This is a genomic window from Cohnella hongkongensis (assembly GCF_042654645.1).
In the GTDB taxonomy this organism is placed as follows: domain Bacteria; phylum Bacillota; class Bacilli; order Paenibacillales; family Paenibacillaceae; genus Cohnella; species Cohnella hongkongensis.
Genome location: NZ_JBHSEP010000011.1, coordinates 19,599 through 41,178 on the forward strand (window position 1 = coordinate 19,599; position 21,580 = coordinate 41,178).

A 21,580-nucleotide genomic window follows, 5' to 3' on the forward strand; every position below is an offset into this window, starting at 1 on the left:
CGACGCTATCTTCGCCCAAACCCCGCAATAAAATGCTCGCCTTCTACCAATCCCATGCTTTGCAAATTTTGAGCCATCTCCGGGTAATAGCTGTAGCTCGCCACAAAGACGGCCAACTGCCCCATCTCTTCCTGTCTCAAGTGCTCGGGGGAGCGAACCTCCCGATCGCAATAGCTCATCCCCCATTTGGACGAGTCTCCGTCGACGAAATACGAGATGTTCGCTCCGTGCTCCGTCAAGATGCGGTGAACCCTCAGCCCGCTTGATCCTGTTCCGTATACAACGATAGTTGGCTTGTTCAGAAGCGTAATCGCTTGCTCTTGTTCCAACGGCACGAAATCGGCCCATGGCGTCTTCTGCAAAAATTGAAAGTACTCGCGCTTAAACGGATGATCGTTCAAAAAGTACCACGGCTTGGACGAGGAATAATGGATGATGCCGGGATTGCGGAGAGCGGTCTCCCAGGCTTCGGTATCGCCCGGTATTTCCTCGGCGCGCAAATAAACAATCGTGGCAAACTGATTCCACTTGGGATGTATTCTTGCCCAGTCCGAATACAGAACCGCATTGAGCGCATCCTGGTCGTGAAGGACAATTCGATGCGAATTTTCTTGCAGAAACGCCATCGTTCTCTCGAAAACGCAGTTTTGGCGCCACCAGGCGACATTGATGACCATTACTCCCGAATTAAAAATTCCGATCTGCGAGCTGGGAAACCCCAGCTGCTCGTGCCGGTTAAAAAAAGGCTCTTCGACCGCCGCGTGGGACACATTCGACACGTCGGTATCCCACAGATATCGAATATCCTCCTTAATGATCAAATCGCAATCCAGGAAGATGACTTTATCCACTTCCTCGGGCACAATCAACGGAATGGCTAATTTGTAGTAAGCCGCATGACTCATCCGGTTTCGGGTTCCGAAGCTTTCGAACAGGGTGGCGTCTAACGTTAAAATTTTTAAGTTCGCCCGATACCGATTCGTAATCTCGTTAAGCTTCTTCTCATTGTCCGAGGCGAGCCCCCCGGTCAACACATAGATCACCACTCGGTCCGGCGTGGAGGCGTTCTCCAAAAGAGAAGTAATCATAACGCCCAGATGCTGCGCGTATCGGTCATCGGTTACTGCGACGATATTCAATTCCAAGCCCTCCTCGCTGCCGTCATCGTTAATCTCGAACGAATAAGTCCCGCGTATAGATTTTATCCGCCACGTCCTCCAGCTCCTCCGACATGCGATTGGCGACGATCACGTCGGAAGCTTGCTTGAACCGATCCAAATCCTGCACGACCCGGGATCCGTCGAAGCTTTCCTGACGGAGCGTCGGCTCGTATACGATCATTTCCACTCCCATTTCTTTCAGCCGGTTCATCACGCCTTGAACGGAGGACTGCCGAAAATTATCCGAGTTCATCTTCATCGCCAATCGATAAATCCCGACGACTTTCGGTCGTCTGGCCGCGATCCGGTCCGCGATATGATCTTTTCTCGTTCGGTTGGCGTCTACGATCGCCGCCATAATCTTATTAGGCACATCGCTGAAGTTGGCCAGCAGCTGCTTGGTATCCTTCGGCAGACAGTATCCGCCGTAGCCGAATGACGGATTGTTGTAATGATCTCCGATTCTCGGATCCAGTCCTACCCCTTCGATAATCTGCCTGGAGTCCAGGCCCCGGATTTCCGCGAACGTATCCAGCTCATTAAAAAACGCGACTCTCATGGCCAGGTAGGTGTTGGCAAACAGCTTGATAGCCTCCGCCTCCGTCGAATGGGTAAACAGAACGGGAATGTCCTTCTTAACCGCCCCCTGAATCATGAGGTCGGCGAATACCCGCGCTCGCTCCGACCGCTCTCCGACAACGATTCGGGACGGATACAGATTATCGTGCAAAGCTTTTCCTTCCCGCAGAAATTCCGGAGAAAAAAGAATGCGGTCCGTACCGAACCTCTTGCGCACCTTCTCCGTATAGCCCACCGGCACCGTTGACTTAATGACCATTATCGCGTCGGCATTCATCGACAGGACGCTGGCGATAACCGCCTCGACGGAGGTCGTATCGAAGACGTTTTGGTCCGGATCGTAATCCGTCGGCGTGGAGATGATGACGTATTCCGCGTCTGAGTAGGCTTCCGACGGGTCGGTCGTCGCATGCAGCTTTAACGGCCGGGTGGCCAGAAACCTTTCGATCTCCTCGTCATGAATCGGCGATTGCCTGTTATTAATCCGATCCACCTTTTCCCGAACAATGTCCAGAGCGATCACTTCGTTAGATTGGGCCAACAGCACCGCATTGGACAGGCCGACATAACCCGTTCCAGCAACTGCGATTTTCATACCGTCCTGCTCCTTTGCGTAAACGGGAATCGATAACAGGTTACAGCCTGTTCAAGGTATGGATTGATGTTCTTGAAGCACTCTACTATAATGTCTGTATCCAAAAACAAGGAGAGTTGAGCGCATTGCACATTGTCGTTACCGGTGATTCCAATGCTCTTCCCCGCCCTTTCAACAACAAGACGTTCACTTTCGAAGAAGAGCTGTCCTTCTATTATCGAGACACCTATGGCTACCTTACGTATTCCTGGCTCAGAGAGAGATGTCCCGATCCGCTTCAAGCGATATACAGCAACCGGGCGTTCAAGGGCTCAACCATTAGAGACGTGTATCGGGAAATTGAACAGCATCTATTTCTGCTGCAGCCTTCTCTGCTGCTCGTGCAAGTCGGGTTGTGCGATTGCTGGATCCGTCCGGCGCTGGAAACGGACCCCAAGCAGTATGTGCCGATCGAGAAGTTCACGGACTACTACGGCAAAATCATCGATTTGTTAAAAAACCGGCCCAAAATGAAGTGCATCATTATCGGAATATGTCCGCCCGATCCCGTCATGGAGGAACGCTTCCCGGGAGTGCTTCATGAAATCGATCGATATAATCAAGTGTTAAAAGCCGGGGTCGACTCCGAGCAAATCTTTTTTCTCGATATCGCCAAGAGAATCGAGGAAGTCCAGCCGCCGAATTACCTGCATGCCGATCATCAGCATCTGGACAAGGCCGGACACTACTTTTTATTTCAGGAGATTCAGAAGATCGTCCTGGAGCATCGGTTTGATTTTACTTAGTCCGCACTCTTATGTACCCGTTAAATTAAGCTTTCGTGCTTCAACCATTTTCTAAGTTTGGCCTTATTGACAAGCTCGTTCGGGGAATACTTCGCTTCGCCCATCGCAGCCGACATGTTCTCTTCGTCCGGGTACGTACTGCTGCTATAGATGGGCGGAATAATATATACGTATCTTTTGTCGATTACCTTGCACCTTTCGTCGTAGGTCATCAGCTCTTCTTCCATCTTCTCGCCCGCTCGAAGACCGATCTCCCGAATCTCGATCCGCTCGGACAGTTTGTTCCTCTCCGTCAATTCTTCTATCATCACCTCTGCCAGATCAATGAGCTTCACGATAGGCATTTTCAGTACAAACACCTCTCCCCCAAGCGACATCCGGTTAGCCTCCAGCAGGAGACTCGTCGCCTGGTTGGGCGTCATCATGTAGCGGGTCATCTTCGTGTCCGTCACCGTAACCATGCTTTGCTCCAGTATCTGCTTCTTAAACAGCGGAATCACCGAGCCGCGCGATCCCATCACGTTGCCGAACCGTACCGAAGCAAAAGTTGTCGATTTCGCTCCCTTCTGGTAACCGGCTGCCGAGATGAGCCGCTCAGCGGTTAATTTGGTCGCTCCGTACGTGTTGGACGGACTGACGGCTTTATCGGTGCTCGTAAACAAGACCTTCTGGACATTGGTCTGAATGGAGGCTTGGATAACGTTCTGCGTTCCGATCACGTTCGTCTGTACCGCCTCGAACGGGTTGTATTCGCAAAAGGGCACATGCTTCATCCCCGCCAGATGAAACACATAGTCGATATCTTCCATCGCCCTTATTAACCGCTGCTGATCCCGTACGTCTCCTATTAAAAATCGAAGCTTCGAAACGCTGTCTTGAAAATCCAGGCTCATATTGTATTGCTTATATTCATCTCTGCTAAAAATACGAATCACGGCAGGATCCTCTTGAAGAAGCCGTTTGGTCAGATAATATCCGATCGTCCCGGTCCCGCCCGTAATCAGTATTTTTTTCCCTTTGTACACGGACTTCCCAACCTTCCCCAGCTATCAGATTTTGCCCGAATGGACGTTCTCTCCGTATAATCCGCCAAGCCCTTCAAGGAGCTGGGGGGTCAGCTTCCTTAACCCCTGCACGAGCGGTCTTGTGCAGAACTTCAATAGCTCCTGCTTTTTGGCTTGATTCGTTTCCTTGTACATCTCTCCCCAGTACCGCTCCGCATGATCCTTCTCCTTGGTCAAGTAGAAGCTAAGCACATCCTGGAACAGCGCATGGTCCACAATTTTTTTCCAATGGGCTTCGAATTGCCCCAGCCAGATATGAGCTTCCCTCTGGGAAGGCTGAGACATCAGACGCTCTATCCGAGCCAGCTCCTTCTCCAATTGCTGCAAGTTCTTATGCATGTCCAATGCGCGCTTTTCCATGGCTTGTCTCCGTTCCTCCGGATACAGCTTCAGCCGTTCGGCCATACGCTCTTTGAACCAGGCTGCGCTCACTTCCAGCGCCGCCGGCTCCTTCACCGTATCCGATAGCGGACGAGGCTCGGCATGCTCAATGACAGCCCCGACAGGCGAAGCGTTGTAAAATTTCACATGAGGGAACACTTCCATCACGAACTCGACGTCCTGACGCAAATTGTTCATGGAAGCATTGGTTCGGTTCAGCCCGCCCTTTACGTTGCGAACCGTTAATTGCGACTCCTTAAGTCTCCTGTCGACGATATGCTGGCCCAGATAAGAAACGCCCTCCGCGTAGATCTGGTCGTTCGGATACGAGAAATCCTGCCCGATGAAGGTAATCTCCGGGCACCCCAAGAAGGAGGCGATCTGAATCGCGGTTCCGGTAACGGATGAAGTGCTGACCAGAAGCCCGTCTTCGGGCTTGACTTCCATCAGATGCTGGGAAAGTCTGTCCACCGAAAGATATCCGTGCATTAAATAAGGGGAATGGTCGTCCTTAATGACAGAGTGCTTAATGGTCGTGAAATAGAGAAACGGAATCGCGGATGCGTCGATGGCCGCAAAGGCCCGCCGGTTCGGCTCTCCCGGGTCCATAGAAACGATGAGATGCGGTGTAATTCCCAAGTGCAATAAAGCCGCAGCGGCCGTGCCCGCAGCAATGATAAACGCTTTATCCTGAAGCTCGCGCAGCCGCTCCGCTTCGATGCCTAAAGACGGTCCGGAGCCTGCGATGACCGCCGGAATGCCTTCGCATACCCCTTTCAGCGGATAGAAATTCGGAGTGCGGAAATTGCGTTTGAGATTGACAAACACATTTTCAATCCACTCCTCGGTATGATGAGCAATAGTATTGACGTCGGTACTATAGCCATGAGCCACCTTCGACACCCGCTCCCCCCAGTCCGCCTCCAATTGCGGCAGCAACTTTCGGTGCGGAGGCGGAACGGAAACCCCGAGCGTGCCCGTCATAGCCTTGAATACGCCGACCAGGAATTTCACTTTAACCGATTCCTCGTCCCCGACGGCAAACAGCGCAATTTGCTTATTCTTCAGCAGGGGACGCAGGTCGATCGTCTCCACTGCGGCAATGAACATCTCGATGTCCGGCTCATATAGATATAGCCGCTTATCCGGGTAGGCCACAGCCAGCGCAAGCGCATGGTAGCCCAGGCCCACGCCCACCAGCAGCACGTCCGACGCGGAACGTATGGACTCCGGCAGCGTAGCCGCCCAACGTTCGCATTCCAGGATCGGATCGTACTTGCTGTACAGATAAGTTTCCGTGCTGCCGTCTTGCACAACCAGATTAGGGCTGCCGCCTCGCGTTTCCTCTCTGCGGAACCTGTCTGCATGGATCGAACGATTGCGAACAACATTGTAGATCGCCGGATATTGCTCCCGTAAAAACATCAGATTGTCGGCCGCGTAAGTTTTCATGCGTTCTGCAGCGCCTCCAGCAGCTCCTCGAAGCTCTCCGGCCACTCGTACTTCAGCTGGTCTCCGACGGCCGTATAGTCCTTCTGCTCCAGCGCCGCTTCCAATTCGGGAAGATGGCGCTCGGAGAACGCCTCAAATTGCTTTAAGCTTCCGTGCAACGCCGAATAAGAGGGACTGCGCTCCGCATAATTTCGCAAGCCGTAGACGCACTGCATCGTCCATTGCATTCCCTCCGTCAATTGCGAGAAATGGCCCCAGTCCTCATTGCTCATTTCCCCGTAGAACAGTTCCGATATCGAATCCAGTCCCTGAATCAGCTTAGGCAAGTACGCCGCCAGCTCGTCCCGGATCTCCTTCATCAGTTGTTCCTCTCCAACCGAATGAATGACGATCTCCCGAATGCTCTGCATATGGTTTAAGATGTGATCGTTGTACCCCTCATAATACGATTGTCCGTCGATGACGACGCTTTGGACAATCTGCTGCTTCTCCAACAGGGCTTTGTACAGTTCGTTCAGCCCCGCAACTACGGCATCCGCTTGCGATGCATCCAACTCGGTCGTCCCTAACTGAGATTGTATACGCACTCTCTTCAGCACCCTATTCTAGTTTTCTCATCCCTATGTACGTCCATAGAATTTTACTTGAATCTATAACATATATCGGTTGGCGGGCACCTTTTGTAAATAGAAAAAACTCTCCGATCCTAGAATCGGAGAGTTCCAAATGCATCCAACGATTAGCCGAGCAAACGAAGCACGTTTTGCGGTACGGAGTTTGCTTGAGCCAGCATTGCCGTTCCTGCTTGAACCAGGATTTGACGACGAGTGAAGTCCGTCATTTCTTTCGCCATGTCCGCATTGCGGATACGGGATTCGGAAGCGGACAGGTTCTCTGCGTTTACGCCAACGTTGTTGATCGTGTGCTCGAGACGGTTTTGAACCGCACCGAATTCTGCACGACGTTGGGATACGGTGCTGATAGCTGCTTGAATCGAAGAGATTGCAGCTTGTGCAGCCGAAGCAGAGGAAACGCTGATGCTGTCGATGCCCAGAACCGAAGTGGACGTACCGCTGCCCAGCGAAACGCTGATCGTCGTATTCGCTTCGAAACCGACTTGGAAGGATACGCTGGATTGCGTTCCGTTCAGCAGGCTGATGCCGTTGAACTTCAAGCTCGTAGCGATGTTGTTGATTTCGTCCGTCAGAGCCGTAACTTCCAATTGGATTTTCGCGCGGTCCGTGTCGTCCAAAGTTCCGTTGGAAGCTTGGTTCGCCAGAACGTTCAAACGCTGCAGCATGGAGTGAACTTCCGTCAGCGCACCCTCAGCCGTTTGGATCAAGGAGATACCGTCTTGCGCGTTGGCGATCGCTTGGTTGTAACCGCCGATTTGGTAACGCATTTTCTCGGAGATCGCCAGACCAGCAGCATCGTCAGCAGCGCGGTTGATGCGGTAGCCGGAAGACAGCTTCTCCATCGTTTTGCTCATGTGGGTGTTGTTGAAACCCAGGTTGCGGTGAGCGTTGATTGCACTTACGTTCGTGTTAATGAACATCGACATCTTCAATCATCCTCCATGATAGTAGGTAGTAATCGCATCCTTGCGACCTAAACAGTATATCGGAAGAACGGAATTCAAACTTTATAGGGCGAAACAAAAAAATCAGACAAAATCTGCTTATTTTCGCTCATCGAAATAATAAGAGATTTGGTCGTCCGATTGGATCCCGCTGTAAGCGTCGAAGAGCTTGCGATGAGCTTTGGCCGTTTGAAGCTCGGAACCGGTGCTAATCATCATCGTCTCGATTTTGTAGGCGGCTTCGAACGTCAGCACTCGTGCAGATTCCGCGAGACTTTGAATTTCTTGGCGAAAAACGGCCTTGAGCTCGCTCGATCCGATCCGTCCCTCCAATTCCGACTGCAGGCTCTCCATCTGCTCTTGAATGGCCTGCCGATCTTCCCCCAGCTGCCGCAGCTGATCCAGTATGGCGTCGTTAAGTTCGCCCGACTTGATCAGAACGAGCTGCTGCTCGCTGATGTCAAGCAGCCTTGCATAACCCGACTTCCACTCCCCGATCTTCGCCGCATGATCAAGCTCCGCCATTGCCGACCTCTTTCCCGATTTGTCCCCACGTATCGCGAAGATCGCGCACAATCGTCTGTACCTCAAGCAGCTCATCTTTTCTCTTATGGATGTTGGCTTTCACCAGCTGATTCACCACGTAGAAGTAGATTTCGCGCAAATTTTTCGCGATCTCGTCGCCATGTTCCATGTTGAGGCAAGCCATCAGCTCCAGAACGATTTCCTGCACCTTCTGAATAAACCGGTGAGCGTCTGCGCGATTATTCGAATCCAGCGCCTGAGCGGCCCTGTTCAAATTCGTTAACGCTCCGTCATATAACATCAGAATAAGGCGATGAGGGGAGGCCGTCTCGTACTTGTTCTTCTGATAGGCTAGATAGCCGGGCTTTTGCTGCACAGTCACTGCTTACCCATCTCCTTGTCTCTAACAGCTGCGCTAACGGACTAGTAGGACAGAGCGTTGATCTGGTTGCTTAACCAGGACTGCTGGTTTTGCAAGGACGACAGCGCCTTTTCCATCGCAGTAAACTGACTCTGCAGCTGCTTCTCTTTCATTTTGAGACGCATATCCATGTCTGTCATTTGCTGCGTGACGGCTTTAATATCGGCGTCATAGCCCGAAATCTTATAAGCGAGCAGCCCCGTTCCCGTGCGCGTCCAATTGTAGAGCATATTGTACAGCCGAGTGGAGACTCCCTTTTCTCTGTTCTTCTCGCCTTCATCGGAAGCGAACAGCTTATACACCGATTCCGGATCCTTGTTAAAGGCTTCCGCAAACTTGCTCTTGTCGAAGCTTAGCTTACCGGTCATCGCCTTGCCGCTCGTAATCCCTTTATCGATTTCCAGTCCGATTTCGAATAAATACTTGAAGGCGCCCCCTCCCTTAACGGCGCCGCTAACCATATCGTTCAGTTCGGATTGCAGCATTCGCAGGGTGGAATCCCCTTGCATCTTGGCTTCTTGGGCCGAACTGGAACGAATCAGGGTAATCGCATCGTTATAGGCGTCCACGAACGCCTGAACTTTGTCTGCGACCTTGTCCGTATCCTTGGTCACCGAAATCGTGCCCGAAGTGTTCTCCTTCAGCAGCGTCAACGTAACGCCCGGGAGAACATCCTTCAGTTCGTTGGTGGAAGAGTTGATCGTAATGCCGTTGACTTCCGCGATCGCGTTCTGGGCCGCTTGCCGGGTATTGATCGTGTCGTCGGACTTCATCACCCCTAGACTCTTAAGCAGCGCGTCGTCCCCGCTGATGTAGACATGCTCGTCCGCGGGATCCGGCATCGCTCCGAATCGGATGTCGGCATTCTCGCCAAACTTGTCCGAGGTTAACACCAACGACTGCTTGCCGGGCGACGTTTCGACGATACTTGCGCTAACTCCCAGCTTCGCATTATTGATGGAATCCTTGAGATTGGTCAAAATCTCCTTGCTGGTCTCGCCCTCCAGCTTGATCGTTTTAGGATCGGCTCCCCCTTTGCCGTACAGCTGAAACGTCTGTCCAACCAGAGAAGTGAGGGAAGTGTCGCTCGGATCGTTAACATTAAATTCTGTGGAACTCACCACGTGCTTTTTGGCAAGTTGCGTAACCTCTACATTATAGCTCCCGGTTGCCGCCTGCTCTGAAGAGGAGACGCTGAACGCTGTGCTGTCGCTCGTCTTCGCCGATGTCAGATTATAAGCCGATGTGTACATAAGCTCGGAGATTGCGCTTCTAAGCGTGACCAGCTTGGTGTTCAGGCTTCGAATGATTCCCTGCTCATCCGACAGCTTGGTCTTCTTCTCTCCAAGCTTGTTATAAGGAATACGCTCAAGCTGCATTAACTTTTCAATCATCTCGCCGGTATTAATTCCGGATGCAAGACCATTAAAACTAATTCCGCTCATTGCTGTTCCTCCTGTTCCTGTCCGAGTGTTTACAACTTCTTGTCGATAAACATTCCAATTAATTCCTTCATTTTAATCGACAGATCGATTAGAAACTCCGGCGGCATGCTGGCCACGACTTTCTGGGATTCGGCGTCGATCACCTCGACGTAGGTTGTCTTCGCCTCTTCGTTGTACTTGAACTTTAACATTTTTCCGCTGGAAGCGAGAGACTCGTTCAACTTCTTCAGTTCCTCGTCCAGCTTCTTCTGGTCTTCCTCTTTTAAAGAGTTGATATCGAATACGTTCTTGTCTCCGTTCTGAGCCGCCTGCTTCAGGGAGAGATCGCCTCTCAGAAAATTTCTTTGCTCCACGCTCATTTCGATTTTGGGAGCCTCGAGCTTGGGGACTCCGCCCAAACCGGTAATTCCGCTCATCCTCATCACTCCTCGTCCTGATCTGATCCTCGCTCTTTAAAGCTTTTAAGCAAACCGATGACTTGAGAACTCTGTGCCGAATCGGGTTGACCCGCCTGAAGGTTTTCTTCCACCAAGCCTTCATAAAGCTCCTTGCGCAGGATCTGGATGTGACGCGGAGCGACAAAGCCCAGCTTAACATTATCGCCTTCGACTGCCAGCACTTGAAGTTCTATTGAATCCCCCACCATCACTTTCTCTCCGACTTTCCTCTTCAGTACAAGCATCAGCTCTCCTCCTTGCCGGTCAACGGATGCCGGATCGGATAGTCGCTCTGATGAATGACGAACTGACAGCCGGTACGCTGATTCGGAGCAATGAGTAGGGGAGCTTTCAAATTAATGTACAGCGTGTCGTCTATGATGTTCACGATCAGAAACGTGACGACGTCCTCCAGCTTCTGGATGGACAGCAGCTCCACCGTCTCTTCGTCGATCTCGAACCCGTAGTCGCGGACGGCTTTCTCGGCGGGGATCAGAATGAAGCTTAGCTGTTCCTCCAGCGCATGAAGAATGTAAAAGGGGGTGTCCTCCATCGCGATAAGCCCGTACGACTCGATATTCTGCAGACCGACGATGCCTTTGCTGAAGCGGATGATCTGGCTCTCGGACAGCACGAGTTCGCCGTATCGTTCGCTCCTAATGACGGTTTCCTGTTTATTCACGGCGCCAACTCCATTCCTCGCTCCAAATCACTTTTTCGCCCAGGCAAGCGGACGGGTCTGAACATCGATCTCGGGCGGATGCACGCGCACGTCGAACTTCACTCTCGATTTTGGAGCGACGTCGATCGCGACCTCCACTCGGCTCCTTCTCATATAATCCTCATAGGCCTGTCTTCCGAAAATGTTGGGATTCGACGGGTTTCTCAGATCGCCGGCCTCATCCCCCTGCCGAGCGTTGATCGCCACGCCTTCCGCGAACTCCGCCGCCATCTTCCGGTCCATTTGCCGTTGGTATGTGGAAGGTCGCAGCAACCCCAGTTCGTCCCACACCTGCCTCCAATCGGTATCGATCTCGGCGGAACGATTGCGAATCTCCAGCTTGGCCGGCACATGGGATGCATCAATCTCAGCCTTGGGCGCAATCGTGCGAACGGGATTGGGTTTAGGGATTCCAAGAGGCGGTCCGGATGTTATCCCTTGCATGCTCCACACCTCCTCACGCAGGCCAGACGGGCCACCGTCCGTCTATCGGATGAAATCGATCAACGAAAGCTGGCTGATTCTCGCCCCCGTCGACAGTGCCGCTTGCAGCACGTTCTCTTGAATTTTCAACTGCATAATCGCTTCGGGCATGTCCACATCGGCGACCTTGCCTCTCAGCTCCTTAAGCGATACCTGCTCGTCCAAAATCCGGTTCTCGACAAGATCGAACCGGTTGGAACGCGCCCCGATCTCCGCCCAAGTTCTCGCGATTCTGTCCGCCGCCATATCGAATCGATCCATGTCGGCCAGAATCAGATCCTGATCGTTCGCCTCCAGATGAGCGATCGTGTCGTCCAAAATTTGGAACGTATTCTCGGGATCTCCGGCCGCGCCGAAGATTTCCTCCCCGGTTAAGCTCACCGGAACGGTGACCGAAGGGCTTACGTTCAGGAAGTAAACTCCGGGATCGGTCGAATCGTTGGCCGCGGTGGCCGAGTTGTAAGGCGCCTGGTCCGTCTTCTGCCCGTTAAACAGGTAGCGTCCGTTATAGGTGCTGTTCCCGATCAATACGAGTTGCTCGCGCAGTTGCTTCATCTCGGCCGCGATCGTCGCCCGGGCATCTTCGGGAACCGTGCCGGTCGAAGCTTGCTGCGTGATCAGCTTGGCTCTCTTCAGAACGTCGTTAGCCTGCTGCATCAACGAGTCCATCGTCTTGAGAATGCCGCTGCCGGTTCTCGTATTTTCCAAATATTCTTCGCTTCGGCTGAGCTCCGTATCGTACCTCATCTGATAGCTGATGCCGACCGGATCGTCTCCGGGGCGATGAATTCTCTGGCCGGTCGCCAGCTTGTTCTGCCAATCTTGAATGTTCGTATTCATATGGCGAAGATTTCCAAGCAGCTGCGTCGTCTTCATCATGCTGGTTACACGCATCGGCGATTTCCCCCTCCTTATCTACCCACTAGTCCCATCTGGTTAATGACGCGATCGAGCATCTCGTCCACCATCGTCATATTCCGCGCGGCGGCGTTATAGGCGTGCTGGAATTTGATCATATCCGCCATCTCTTCGTCCAGCGACACTCCGCTGACGGACTGGCGGCGAATGTTGACGGAATCGACCAGCTGCTGCTGGTTACTCATAGAGCGCTCCGCGTTGGAGGCTCTCGTTCCGAGATCGCTTGTCACCGCGCGGAAATAGTCGTCGGTCGTGCCGGAGGAAAGATTGGTCAAGTTGGCCGGATAATTAAAGACGTTGTCCCTCAGCTTGGCGAGCGCGTGCGCGACGTCGCTGTTGCCCTTGATCGTGGAATTGCCGGTCGCGTTCGTCTCGTATTTCGCCGATGCCGCAATCAGGTTCGTGTCGTTCTGAATGGCGGGATTGACGCGGATGTTCATAATGTTGAACGTGCTGGAGCTATCTGAAGTGACGAAGAATGGAATGCCTGAAGTGGCCGGATCGGACTGGCTGTAGCCGAGCTGATGAACGCCGTTAAATCCGTTGACGACGAATTGCGCCGAAGAAGCGATTCTCGTGCCTGCAGGAATAAGCGTCCCCGCCGTTACGACCGTTCCGTTCTCCAGCGTGACGTCGTTGACGGCCGTCATGTCCGTGCCCGTCACGTATCCGTTCGGAAGCGTAACCGTCAGCTCGCCCTGGACCAGCGTATTGATCATCGCATTAAGTTGATTCGTAATGATCTCCACTTCGCCTCGGGACTGAACGTACCCGTGCAGTTGTCCAGCGGCAGCCGCTTCGGCGTCCGCCTCGGTCAGCGGCGTGAATGCGTCTCCGTTCACGACCTCGACGCCGGCCGCAACGATCGTAACCACGCCATCCGGGGATTCCGTCGCCTGCACGTCGACAAGCGACGAGAGCTTGTCGATCAGAAGATCTCTCTGATCGCGATAATCGTTGGCATTATCGCCGAACGCTTCCGTCCGCCGAATAAAATCGTTCAGCTGCGCGATCTCCTGCGTAATCACGTTGGCTTCATTCACCTTGGCGGTGATGTTGCTGGCCAGATCCGCACTGACGTTGGCCAGCGACTGGCCGATGTGCTGGAGCGTATCGGCGAAGTTGACTGCGGAGCCGACGACGTCGATTCTGGCGCTAAGCAGCGTCGGGTCACGGTTCAAAACTTCCCACGAATTCCAGAACTTATTCATGACCGCGCTTAATCCGGTCGTCGAAGGCTCGTTAATGATTCCTTCGATCGCGCTGATCGTGCTGCTTCGGACTTCCCAGGAAGCCAGCATCTGATTCTCTCTCCGGTACTGAAGGTCCAGGAAGCTCTCCCTGACCCGGGTGATCGAGTCGTACTGGACGCCCGTTCCGATCTGTCCGGGATTGACGCTGCGGCTCATGCTCATCGTCTCGAGAGGGCTCGTCGCGGAGACGTTCACCCTCTGGCGGGAATACCCATCCGTCGACGCGTTCGCAATATTGTGTCCTAACGTCGTCAAAGCTGTCGTCTGGGTCAGCACCGCGCGCTTGCTTGTCTCCAACCCGTGAAATGTCGATCTCATTGGCTATATCCCTCCGTTGGTCTTCCAAGAAAGCGCCGGCAAAGGCGTCCCTCTCGGCTAGGCTCGGGTATCGAAGTAGGAGTTGCGTTTGGCCTGCGGGGCGCCGTGTCCCGGATTCTGATAGACCATCTCGTCTTCCGGGCTGCCAACCAGCAGATCCAAAGAATGATTCACGATGTCCAACGCCTGGCGAACCAGCTGCTGATTGCTCTCGTTCAGCTCCTGAAGCGTCCGCACCCGCTCGGACAGCTCGGAGGCCATCGTCTGCAAAGCTTGCTTGTCGGCCAGCGTCGTACACAGACGAACTACGCCGTCAAGTCTCATGTAGGGATCTCCCCGGAGGCCGGCCGACTGCTGGAACGCGACGAGCGCTTGTCTTCTCGCCTCGTCGGCGGACGCCAATGACTTCACGACCTTGGACTCCTGCGACAGCGTCTGCGTCAGTTCGTTGATTTGATTGCCGATGACTTGCTCCTTTTTCCTCAGGCCTAGCTCAATAAGCCGGGCGTATAGAGCGCTCATCTGCTGCAATGAATCCATAAAAGGTTGAAAAGCCACCCGTCATCCCCCGATCGTCAGGTTCTAAAAAAAGGAAGCAGCTTCTCGACGATGAGCTGATCTTCCACATAATAATTGCCCGTCGCCACTTCGTTCTTCAGTTGCTCGATCCGCTTCGTCCGATCGGGATCGGTTACGGGCTGTCTCGATTTCAGCATCTCCATCGCTTCGGCGGAAAACTGCACCTCATCCTTGCGGCGCTTGCCGGCAGCCTGATTGGCGCGAATATCGGATTGCTGCTGGTAGGTGCGATAGGCACCGATTCGTTGCGTTTCATTTATTTTCACGACGATCACCTCAATAAATAAAAAGACCGATAATGTCTATCCCTATTATCGGTCGGCGTATATGAAATGTTTAGTTATTGCGATTATTTCCCGCGATCGCTCGGGCGTTCTCCAATCTGGTACGTATTGCGGTGTCTATCCTCGTCGGGATTCGATCGGGGTTCCGTCGGAGTAGCCACGGCATTCTTCACATCCCGCGTCAGCCTCTTCTTGCAGGAATCGCACAGATGGTCTTCGCGAATCAGCGTTCCGCACGACTCGCAAGGATAGGACAGATTGGGAGCGTCCATCAAGGAAATTCTGCCCTCTCGCACCCATTTGGTAATCTGCTTGATGCTGATCTCCGTCTCCTCCGACAGCTGCTGGATGTCCATGCCTCTATTCTTGCGGAGATGCTCGGCGCATCTCTCGTAATCCTTCTCCAGCTGTTGATAGCAGCTGTTGCACACATCGCGGAAGCTCTTGGAGAACAATCTCCCGCATTTCGGACAGTAAGTCAAATTCACTTCATGACCCCCCGATCTCCGACATTGAATCGACTCTAATTACCTGAATTATACTAAAAACGACAAGTTATAGCCAGTGAAATCCCGTCATCCCGACGCCGCAGGCTTGGAGGCCGGCGTATCGCCGCGCTTGGATTCGCCGTAGGCGGCTTTAAGCTGGTTCGGCACGCTGCCGAACAGCAGCCAGGACCAGCCGGTCAGCCGGCTCAGAGCGGTGACGGCGACCCAGGAGATCAGCAGCGCCAGAAGGAAGCCGCCGGCGTACCAGGCATGGTGAATCAGCGTGCTCCCCCCGGAAACCGGAAATTGGCGATAGACGAGCAGAACGATCGGATGGACCAGGTACACCCCGAACGAAACGATCCCCAGATGCCGCAGCCTTCCGACCCAGAACGAGCTGTTCATCTTTCCGCCGATCAGGAAGGCGATCTGGATCAGCACCAGCGGGGTCAACATCGTATAGATGTCCCACAGCCCGTCGTACAGCGCGTTGTGATATCTCGTCTGGTAGAGCCGGGCGTTGTAGAAAATCGAGACATAAGCGATGCCGGAAGCGAGCCAGGCCGCCCACAGGACGATCCATACGGCGACCTTGGATTTCGTGACGTTCTCCTTGGCGATAATCAGCCAGCCCTTGATCCGGTCGAAGTAGATGCCGAGCCACGCCCCGAGAAAGTACTGCCCGAAGTAGGACAGAGACCAGCTTCCCCGGTTCGTCACCTGCCAGTATTCGCGGTTCAATAGGAAGAACGCCCATTGCAGACCGACGCCGATCACAACTGCGGAAGCCGCGAGCCACTTGTATTTCTTCATCAGGAACAGCAAAACCGGGAACAGCAAGTATAGCTGAATGCTGATAAACACAAAATAAAGGTGCGTATAAGCCTGCCCCTGCGACACCTTGCTCCAGAAGCTCGGCCACATCTGCGACAAATCCCAGGCATAGCCGTTCTGGTACCATCTGAGCACGAAGTACAGCATCGAGAACAGCAAATAAGGGACGATAATATACATAAGCCGGTTGCGGTAAAACTTCTTGAAGCGCTGGACCGTAAGCGGCTGCGGATAGTAATTATAGAATAGAACGAAGCTGCTGAGCAAAATAAAGGACGTCGTTCCGATCTTGAAGAAGACGTTCAAAAAATTGTAGACCCCGTACAGGGAAGTATGCTTCATATCGAGCGTAGCGAACGATGTCGAGTGCACCATAAGCACTCCCAAAATTGCGATGCCGCGTACGATGTCGATCTCGTTTAATTTGGCGCGACGTTCCATGTCTCCTCCTTGAAGTTCGGCGTTGTAAGAACGACTTTCTCTCTCGAATTCATCCTATCATAGCATACGGCGAACGCCGTCGAAAAGCGAGAGGGCATGGAATCTTCCGCCTCGCTTGCTAGGAACGGGCCCAGAGCAGCCCGTAGATCCGGCTCCGCTCCTCCGGACCGTACGCCTGCTTCAGCACGCGGGCGCACTCGTCCAGAGTGCTGCCGGTCGTGTAGACGTCGTCCAGCACAATGAGATTCCCGGACAGAGAGAGCGGCTGGACGGGCGCGAAATTGCCCTTCATATCGGCGATGCGGCCGAGACGGGACTTCAGGCTCTGCTTCTCGGTGTGGCGAAGCCGCTGCAGCATCGGGCGGTAAGCCATCCCGTACCACCCGGCCAGGCGAACCGCCAGGCGTTCCGCCTGATTAAAGCCCCTCTCCCGCAATCGTTCCGGCGCCAGCGGCACGGAGGTTACGAGCGGGAAGGACGCGCCGGGCTCGGACGCGATCAGGCGCTCGAGAGCAAAGGCGAGCATGGCGGCGAGAACGGTCTCGACGCCTTCGTTGCCCCGGTATTTATACAAGGCGAGCCAATCCTTCATCGTGTCCGTGTAGCGCACCGCGCACCGGCTTATGAAGTAAGAACGGTCCGTTCTTCGCACGCAATCCTCGCAGCGTTCCGCCCTCCCGCATACCCGGCAAACCGGATGGACGATCCACGGAATCGACTGCCGGCACAGCCCGCATAGCGAGGCTAACGCCTGTCTGGGCGCGGGATGCCGGAGCGGAATCGGCACGGCGGCGTTGGCGGTCTGGCGCGCGTCGCGTCCGCAAATCGGACATTCGCGCTTCGCTGCGGCGAACCATGAGCCGAGCTTCGGAAGCATGACGGATCCCTCCTATTCTAACGAGTTTAAAAACGAAAAAGTTACACCTGCGTTGGCGGCCCGTCCGTCCGCAAATAGCCGCCGCGTCCGGCGGCGGCGTTCATCGCTTGAATCTGCCGGATCGCGCTTCTCTGGGACCGGGTCCACTCCGGCGCCCCGAAGAACACGAAGCCGAACGGATCGTCCCCGGAACGCCCCGCCCTTCCCGCCATCTGAACGAGCGAGGCCGCGTCGAACAGCGAATGATGGGCGTCGAGGATAAACACGTCGCTGCGCGGAATCGTAACTCCGCGCTCCAGAATCGTCGTCGTGACGAGAAGCTGTACGGACTGGCCGCGGAAGGACGCGACCTTGCCGCCCCGCTCCCCGTCACGGGAGGACGTTCCGGCGACGGCAGTCGCGGCCAGACCGAGCTCGCCCGCTCTGCCGCGCAGCAGATGAACCATCGGCTCCACCTGCTTCACGTACGGGACAAACAGAAACAGCTGCGCGCCGCGGGAGACGGATTGGCGCATCGGCCTCAGCAGGCGGGCGGGCAGCGTCTGCCGGCCAAGCATCTCGTAGACGGACGGCAGCTTCAGCCGGCGCGGCACCGGCAGCGGGTAACGGTGATACCGGACCGGAACCCTCGCATAAGCGAGTCTCCCGCGCGCCGCTTCGCGCTGGAGCGCGGCCGGGGGCGTGGCGCTCAAGTACACGGTGCGGCCGTCGGGCTTGCCGCTCTTGGCCGCGGCGTAGTGCAGCATCGGATCGTTATGGAAGGGAAAGGCGTCCAGTTCGTCGATCAGAACGAGGTCGAACGCCTCTTGGTAACGAAGCAGCTGATGGGTGGTCGCCAGCGTCAGCTCCCCGCTGCTCCAACGATCCGCGCTTCCCCCGTACAGGACGGCCAGCCGGCGGTCCGGGAACGCCTTCGCCAGTCTTGGCGCCAGCTCGAGCACGACGTCCCTTCTCGGCGTTGCCACCAAGGCGCGGCCGCCCCTGTCCAGCACCGACTCGAGCAGGGGAAAGATCATTTCCGTCTTCCCCGCCCCGGTTACGGCCCACAGCAGGAACGAGCGTCCGCGCGACGCCGTCGGATCCTCGAGGAAGGCGAGCGCTTGGGCCGCCGCGTCGCTCTGCGCCGGGCTGAGTCCCCAGCGCTCGATCAGCCGGCGCCGGACGGCTTCGGCCGACAGCGTCTGCGAAGCGGAGGCCGGCGTCGCCGGACGGCGGAGGATGCCGCCGAATCGAACGGCCGCCGCCCGGGCAGCGGCGGGCCTGATCGGCCGGCTGGCCGGCGAGATGACGGACGAGATGATAGGCGGCTCCGCTAGAGGCGCAGTCGGGACGGCGGACGGGCTGGCTGGCGAGATGACGGACGAGCTCGCGGACGGGATGGCCGACGGGCTGGCTGACGAGTTGACGGACGAGCTCGCGGACGGGATGGCCGACGGGCTGGCTGACGAGTTGACGGACGAGTTCGCGGACGAGTTCGCGGACGGGATGGCCGGCCGGCTGGCTGGCGAGTTGACGGACGAGATGATAGGCGGCTCCGCTAGGGGCGCTGTCGGGACGGCGGACGGGGAGCGATCGCCGAGCCGGCGAGCCGTAAGCTGCGCAGACGCCCCGCCGGCGGCGGGAGCGCCGATGACGAGCAGCCCGCATTCGCGGCTGCGCCCCATCGTCAGGCAAGCCTCGCAGTATGCGCAGGCTTGCCCGCATGCGGCGCAATCCGTGCGCCGCAGCTTGTCCGCGCTGCCGCACCGCCGGCAGCGCAGCTCCTGGGCGCGGGTGCCCGGCCCGCGCCCCCGAAGCGGCCGAGCGAGGCGCAGCCGCTCGGCCCAACGACGCAGCCCCCGCGTCGGCGGGGCTGCCGAATCGGGGGCCACGGCAGCGGCAAGCTGCACGGCCCCCTGCAGGGCCGCGAGCTGCAGCGCGGCCAGCGGACGGACGCCCGAGCTGCCGGGCAGCACGGCGTCCAGCAGCTGCAGCGCTTCCTCGCGGAGCAGCGAGCGGCCGGCCAAACGGGCGGACGCCAATCTTGCCGCTTCGAGCAGGCGCGGCTCCGCAACCGCTCCTTCTCTCGGCCTCATTCTCTCTATCTCCCCCGCATACCCGGCCAGTTTCGCATGATGCGCCAACGAATCCGCCCAGTCGCCATGCTCGACGGGATTCTCCCCCTTCTCCTTGCTAGCTCTTCTTATGTCGCGCGGCTCTTTTTTCACTCCCTTACTCCCAAGCCTTCTCGCCTCGCTCTCCCATTCTTCCGCCAACACTCGGCACAGCCTTTCCGCTTCTCCCAGAGGCATCTCCTCTTTCAGGCGAACGATTTCATCCGCCCTTCCGCTCCAAAACTCGCAATCCGTCCCCCAATCAATCGAGAAGGCAGCCCTGCGCCCAATCTCTGTCTTTACCGCGTATACGATAACCCGCATTTCTCTCCCTCCCGCTCGGATGCAGTTGCCCGCCTTATCCAGACTCTCGTCGTTTCTCGTAATATCGCCATGAATCCGCCCCTCCAACAACAAAAAAACACACCTGCGCCTATTCGGGCGATACGAGGTGTGCTTCACCTGATGATCATTTTTACAGGTTAATGAACCGATTCCTTAAGCATGCTGATCCTGTCGGCCGTTAGTCCGGTCACTTCTTCCACCATAGCCGGATCGAGGCCTTTGGCGAGCAGCCTTGCGGCAATTTCCTCCACCGCTCCTTCGAACGCGATAAACAGGACCAGGGACAACAAATTCACGAAGACCAAGTGGCGATGACTATGGCGCCGCCGACGGAGTCCCGACGGTCATCGCGAACAAAGGCCAACTCGCGCCAACCTATGCCAGTCCAACATCCGTCAACTTGGGCCATCCCACCAACCCACGTTAGCCCTGCAACCTACGTTGCCCACCACCCCACGCTAGCCCACCAACCTGCGCCTGCCCGCCACTCCACGCTAGCCCGCCAACCTGCGCACCCCACGCCAAATCGCTCCCCCCCACGCCACCCGCTAACGTAACGGTTGCCAGCGCGGCTAATCGTGCCGTTTTCGCAATATGAAGATTGTAACGGTTGCAGTCGCCGCTATTTCAGCTGAACACGCGCCGTTTCGCTCGATAACCCCAGAATAAGCGCGGTGGCAACCGTTAGCTTTTCCTTTTTCGGAAAAACGATCGATTAAGCGCCACTGTAACCGTTAGACGTAGCCAAGCAGGATGCACGCCGTCGATCGCATATCGTCGATCACATACGACAACAGCTTAACCTGACCACATTGACTCCCTCCTGCGCCGCCAGCCCGCCAACCAAACAGAAAGCCGCCCGTTCTCCCAGAGGAGAATGAGCGGCGTGTGCTTCACGGCCGAGTACTTTATTTCTTTTATCGTATCACGGAACAGTGAGTGAATCAATCGCTTCTCTTTTTCTACTCTTTATTCCTTGCCCTCCGCCATAGAGGCAACCGCTGCATATCCTCCTGACGCGCCAACTCCACCCAGACGACATCCGTCCCGGCGGCGGCGAGGCCGAGGGTATCCGGTTCGCTCGCGCGCTCCTCCGGCTTGCCTTCCCCGAGCGAGTCCCGCCTGACCCATTCGATTGCGGAATCCGTCCGACCGAACCGCTCCAGAATCGCCCCGGTTTCGTCCGTCGAACGGTCCAGCACGACCGTAATTCCGATCTCCGTTCCCGTTCTTCTGGAAAACTGCCGAAGCGCCCGGATATATCCTTCTATTTGCATCTGATGGTTTCCCGCGACCAACACATATCGGCGGCGTCCGTCACCGGGGCTTCGGCGAATGAGCCAGTTCGCGAAAGCCGCAGCCGCAGCATATAATCCAATAATCCATAACAGATCGGGCAGCATAGCGGACCTCCTTTGCCATGAAGGTGAGCGACGGCCGACGCGCGCCCGCCCCCTGGGTTCCCGCCCACTCGCCGTCTACTCGTTCCACACTATATGCCGCCGGACGGCAGGGGGTTCCTC

24 protein-coding genes are annotated in these 21,580 nt (G+C 55.7%); 1 reads left to right on the plus strand and 23 read right to left on the minus strand.

The features are described 5' to 3' along the window. Positions 1-5: 5 nt before the first annotated feature. Both ACFO3S_RS15480 and ACFO3S_RS15485 read right to left on the minus strand, forming a co-directional pair. Positions 6-1,139: a glycosyltransferase family 8 protein gene (locus tag ACFO3S_RS15480; RefSeq protein WP_378097860.1), complete on the minus strand. Its 1,134-nt coding sequence runs from the start codon at positions 1,137-1,139 to the stop codon at positions 6-8. A 28-nt stretch (positions 1,140-1,167) separates the two neighbouring features. Further along, a complete protein-coding gene (locus ACFO3S_RS15485) occupies positions 1,168-2,334 on the minus strand; it encodes a nucleotide sugar dehydrogenase (protein ID WP_378097863.1) in 1,167 nt (388 codons plus the stop codon). Between the two features lie 125 nt (positions 2,335-2,459). Here ACFO3S_RS15485 and ACFO3S_RS15490 point away from each other — a divergent pair, with 125 nt between their 5' ends. Further along, positions 2,460-3,119: an SGNH/GDSL hydrolase family protein gene (locus tag ACFO3S_RS15490; protein ID WP_378097866.1), complete on the plus strand. Its 660-nt coding sequence runs from the start codon at positions 2,460-2,462 to the stop codon at positions 3,117-3,119. Between the two features lie 20 nt (positions 3,120-3,139). Here ACFO3S_RS15490 and ACFO3S_RS15495 read toward each other — a convergent pair whose 3' ends face one another. From ACFO3S_RS15495 to ACFO3S_RS15595, 21 genes are all read right to left on the minus strand, one after another. Further along, entirely contained in the window at positions 3,140-4,144 is a 1,005-nt protein-coding gene (locus tag ACFO3S_RS15495; RefSeq protein ID WP_378097868.1) for an SDR family NAD(P)-dependent oxidoreductase, read from the minus strand. A 24-nt stretch (positions 4,145-4,168) separates the two neighbouring features. Further along, positions 4,169-6,016 carry a motility associated factor glycosyltransferase family protein gene (locus ACFO3S_RS15500; RefSeq protein WP_378097871.1) on the minus strand — a complete coding sequence of 616 codons (1,848 nt, stop codon included), beginning with the start codon at positions 6,014-6,016 and terminating at the stop codon, positions 4,169-4,171. Then, positions 6,013-6,603, minus strand: coding sequence for a hypothetical protein (locus ACFO3S_RS15505; RefSeq protein WP_378097874.1), 591 nt, complete (start codon positions 6,601-6,603; stop codon positions 6,013-6,015). The genes ACFO3S_RS15500 and ACFO3S_RS15505 overlap by 4 nt, the downstream gene beginning before the upstream one ends. Before the next feature lie 152 nt (positions 6,604-6,755). Continuing rightward, on the minus strand, positions 6,756-7,577 hold the full coding sequence (locus tag ACFO3S_RS15510; protein ID WP_378097877.1) for a flagellin N-terminal helical domain-containing protein: 822 nt from the start codon (positions 7,575-7,577) through the stop codon (positions 6,756-6,758). A gap of 117 nt (positions 7,578-7,694) precedes the next feature. Next, positions 7,695-8,120 carry a hypothetical protein gene (locus ACFO3S_RS15515; RefSeq protein WP_378097880.1) on the minus strand — a complete coding sequence of 142 codons (426 nt, stop codon included), beginning with the start codon at positions 8,118-8,120 and terminating at the stop codon, positions 7,695-7,697. Continuing rightward, the gene (gene fliS / locus ACFO3S_RS15520) at positions 8,107-8,502 is read right to left on the minus strand and encodes a flagellar export chaperone FliS (RefSeq protein ID WP_378097883.1); all 396 of its coding nucleotides are present in this window, start codon (positions 8,500-8,502) and stop codon (positions 8,107-8,109) included. The genes ACFO3S_RS15515 and fliS overlap by 14 nt, the downstream gene beginning before the upstream one ends. Before the next feature lie 41 nt (positions 8,503-8,543). Continuing rightward, positions 8,544-9,986: a flagellar filament capping protein FliD gene (gene fliD, locus ACFO3S_RS15525; protein WP_378097886.1), complete on the minus strand. Its 1,443-nt coding sequence runs from the start codon at positions 9,984-9,986 to the stop codon at positions 8,544-8,546. Positions 9,987-10,015: 29 nt separating this feature from the next. Next, positions 10,016-10,402 (minus strand): flagellar protein FlaG, encoded by a 387-nt coding sequence (locus ACFO3S_RS15530; protein WP_378097889.1) that lies wholly within the window; start codon positions 10,400-10,402, stop codon positions 10,016-10,018. A gap of 5 nt (positions 10,403-10,407) precedes the next feature. Next, positions 10,408-10,668 carry a carbon storage regulator CsrA gene (gene csrA / locus ACFO3S_RS15535; protein ID WP_378097892.1) on the minus strand — a complete coding sequence of 87 codons (261 nt, stop codon included), beginning with the start codon at positions 10,666-10,668 and terminating at the stop codon, positions 10,408-10,410. Continuing rightward, a complete protein-coding gene (gene fliW, locus ACFO3S_RS15540; RefSeq protein ID WP_378097895.1) occupies positions 10,668-11,105 on the minus strand; it encodes a flagellar assembly protein FliW in 438 nt (145 codons plus the stop codon). Before fliW ends, csrA begins: the two co-directional genes overlap by 1 nt. Before the next feature lie 27 nt (positions 11,106-11,132). Then, a complete protein-coding gene (locus ACFO3S_RS15545; RefSeq protein ID WP_378097898.1) occupies positions 11,133-11,588 on the minus strand; it encodes a DUF6470 family protein in 456 nt (151 codons plus the stop codon). Between the two features lie 42 nt (positions 11,589-11,630). Further along, entirely contained in the window at positions 11,631-12,521 is an 891-nt protein-coding gene (gene flgL, locus ACFO3S_RS15550) for a flagellar hook-associated protein FlgL (protein WP_378097902.1), read from the minus strand. Positions 12,522-12,538: 17 nt separating this feature from the next. After that, complete coding sequence (gene flgK, locus ACFO3S_RS15555) at positions 12,539-14,116, minus strand: flagellar hook-associated protein FlgK (RefSeq protein ID WP_378097905.1); 1,578 nt, start codon at positions 14,114-14,116, stop codon at positions 12,539-12,541. A gap of 57 nt (positions 14,117-14,173) precedes the next feature. Then, positions 14,174-14,674: a flagellar protein FlgN gene (locus tag ACFO3S_RS15560; protein WP_378097908.1), complete on the minus strand. Its 501-nt coding sequence runs from the start codon at positions 14,672-14,674 to the stop codon at positions 14,174-14,176. A 17-nt stretch (positions 14,675-14,691) separates the two neighbouring features. Continuing rightward, the gene (locus ACFO3S_RS15565) at positions 14,692-14,961 is read right to left on the minus strand and encodes a flagellar biosynthesis anti-sigma factor FlgM (protein WP_378097911.1); all 270 of its coding nucleotides are present in this window, start codon (positions 14,959-14,961) and stop codon (positions 14,692-14,694) included. Between the two features lie 83 nt (positions 14,962-15,044). Beyond that, entirely contained in the window at positions 15,045-15,467 is a 423-nt protein-coding gene (locus ACFO3S_RS15570; protein WP_378097914.1) for a TIGR03826 family flagellar region protein, read from the minus strand. An 87-nt stretch (positions 15,468-15,554) separates the two neighbouring features. Continuing rightward, entirely contained in the window at positions 15,555-16,742 is a 1,188-nt protein-coding gene (locus tag ACFO3S_RS15575; RefSeq protein WP_378097917.1) for an acyltransferase, read from the minus strand. 118 nt (positions 16,743-16,860) lie between these two features. After that, positions 16,861-17,619, minus strand: coding sequence for a ComF family protein (locus tag ACFO3S_RS15580; protein WP_378097920.1), 759 nt, complete (start codon positions 17,617-17,619; stop codon positions 16,861-16,863). Positions 17,620-17,660: 41 nt separating this feature from the next. After that, a complete protein-coding gene (locus ACFO3S_RS15585; protein WP_378097923.1) occupies positions 17,661-20,036 on the minus strand; it encodes a helicase-related protein in 2,376 nt (791 codons plus the stop codon). A 158-nt stretch (positions 20,037-20,194) separates the two neighbouring features. Further along, positions 20,195-20,353, minus strand: coding sequence for a hypothetical protein (locus ACFO3S_RS15590; RefSeq protein WP_378097926.1), 159 nt, complete (start codon positions 20,351-20,353; stop codon positions 20,195-20,197). Positions 20,354-21,019: 666 nt separating this feature from the next. Beyond that, positions 21,020-21,460 (minus strand): hypothetical protein, encoded by a 441-nt coding sequence (locus ACFO3S_RS15595; RefSeq protein WP_378097928.1) that lies wholly within the window; start codon positions 21,458-21,460, stop codon positions 21,020-21,022. Positions 21,461-21,580 lie beyond the last annotated feature (120 nt).

Excerpts from the sequence above, each read along its gene's own strand:
- ACFO3S_RS15485 (WP_378097863.1), bottom strand. The coding sequence starts at position 2,334 with ATGAAAATCGCAGTTGCTGGAACGGGTTATGTCGGCCTGTCCAATGCG.
- ACFO3S_RS15500 (WP_378097871.1), bottom strand. The coding sequence starts at position 6,016 with ATGAAAACTTACGCGGCCGACAATCTGATGTTTTTACGGGAGCAATAT.
- ACFO3S_RS15510 (WP_378097877.1), bottom strand. The coding sequence starts at position 7,577 with ATGTCGATGTTCATTAACACGAACGTAAGTGCAATCAACGCTCACCGC.
- ACFO3S_RS15515 (WP_378097880.1), bottom strand. The coding sequence starts at position 8,120 with ATGGCGGAGCTTGATCATGCGGCGAAGATCGGGGAGTGGAAGTCGGGT.
- fliD (WP_378097886.1), bottom strand. The coding sequence starts at position 9,986 with ATGAGCGGAATTAGTTTTAATGGTCTTGCATCCGGAATTAATACCGGC.
- ACFO3S_RS15530 (WP_378097889.1), bottom strand. The coding sequence starts at position 10,402 with ATGAGCGGAATTACCGGTTTGGGCGGAGTCCCCAAGCTCGAGGCTCCC.
- csrA (WP_378097892.1), bottom strand. The coding sequence starts at position 10,668 with ATGCTTGTACTGAAGAGGAAAGTCGGAGAGAAAGTGATGGTGGGGGAT.
- ACFO3S_RS15545 (WP_378097898.1), bottom strand. The coding sequence starts at position 11,588 with ATGCAAGGGATAACATCCGGACCGCCTCTTGGAATCCCTAAACCCAAT.
- flgL (WP_378097902.1), bottom strand. The coding sequence starts at position 12,521 with ATGCGTGTAACCAGCATGATGAAGACGACGCAGCTGCTTGGAAATCTT.
- flgK (WP_378097905.1), bottom strand. The coding sequence starts at position 14,116 with ATGAGATCGACATTTCACGGGTTGGAGACAAGCAAGCGCGCGGTGCTG.
- ACFO3S_RS15575 (WP_378097917.1), bottom strand. The coding sequence starts at position 16,742 with ATGGAACGTCGCGCCAAATTAAACGAGATCGACATCGTACGCGGCATC.
- ACFO3S_RS15580 (WP_378097920.1), bottom strand. The coding sequence starts at position 17,619 with ATGCTTCCGAAGCTCGGCTCATGGTTCGCCGCAGCGAAGCGCGAATGT.
- ACFO3S_RS15585 (WP_378097923.1), bottom strand. The coding sequence starts at position 20,036 with ATGCGGGTTATCGTATACGCGGTAAAGACAGAGATTGGGCGCAGGGCT.
- ACFO3S_RS15595 (WP_378097928.1), bottom strand. The coding sequence starts at position 21,460 with ATGCTGCCCGATCTGTTATGGATTATTGGATTATATGCTGCGGCTGCG.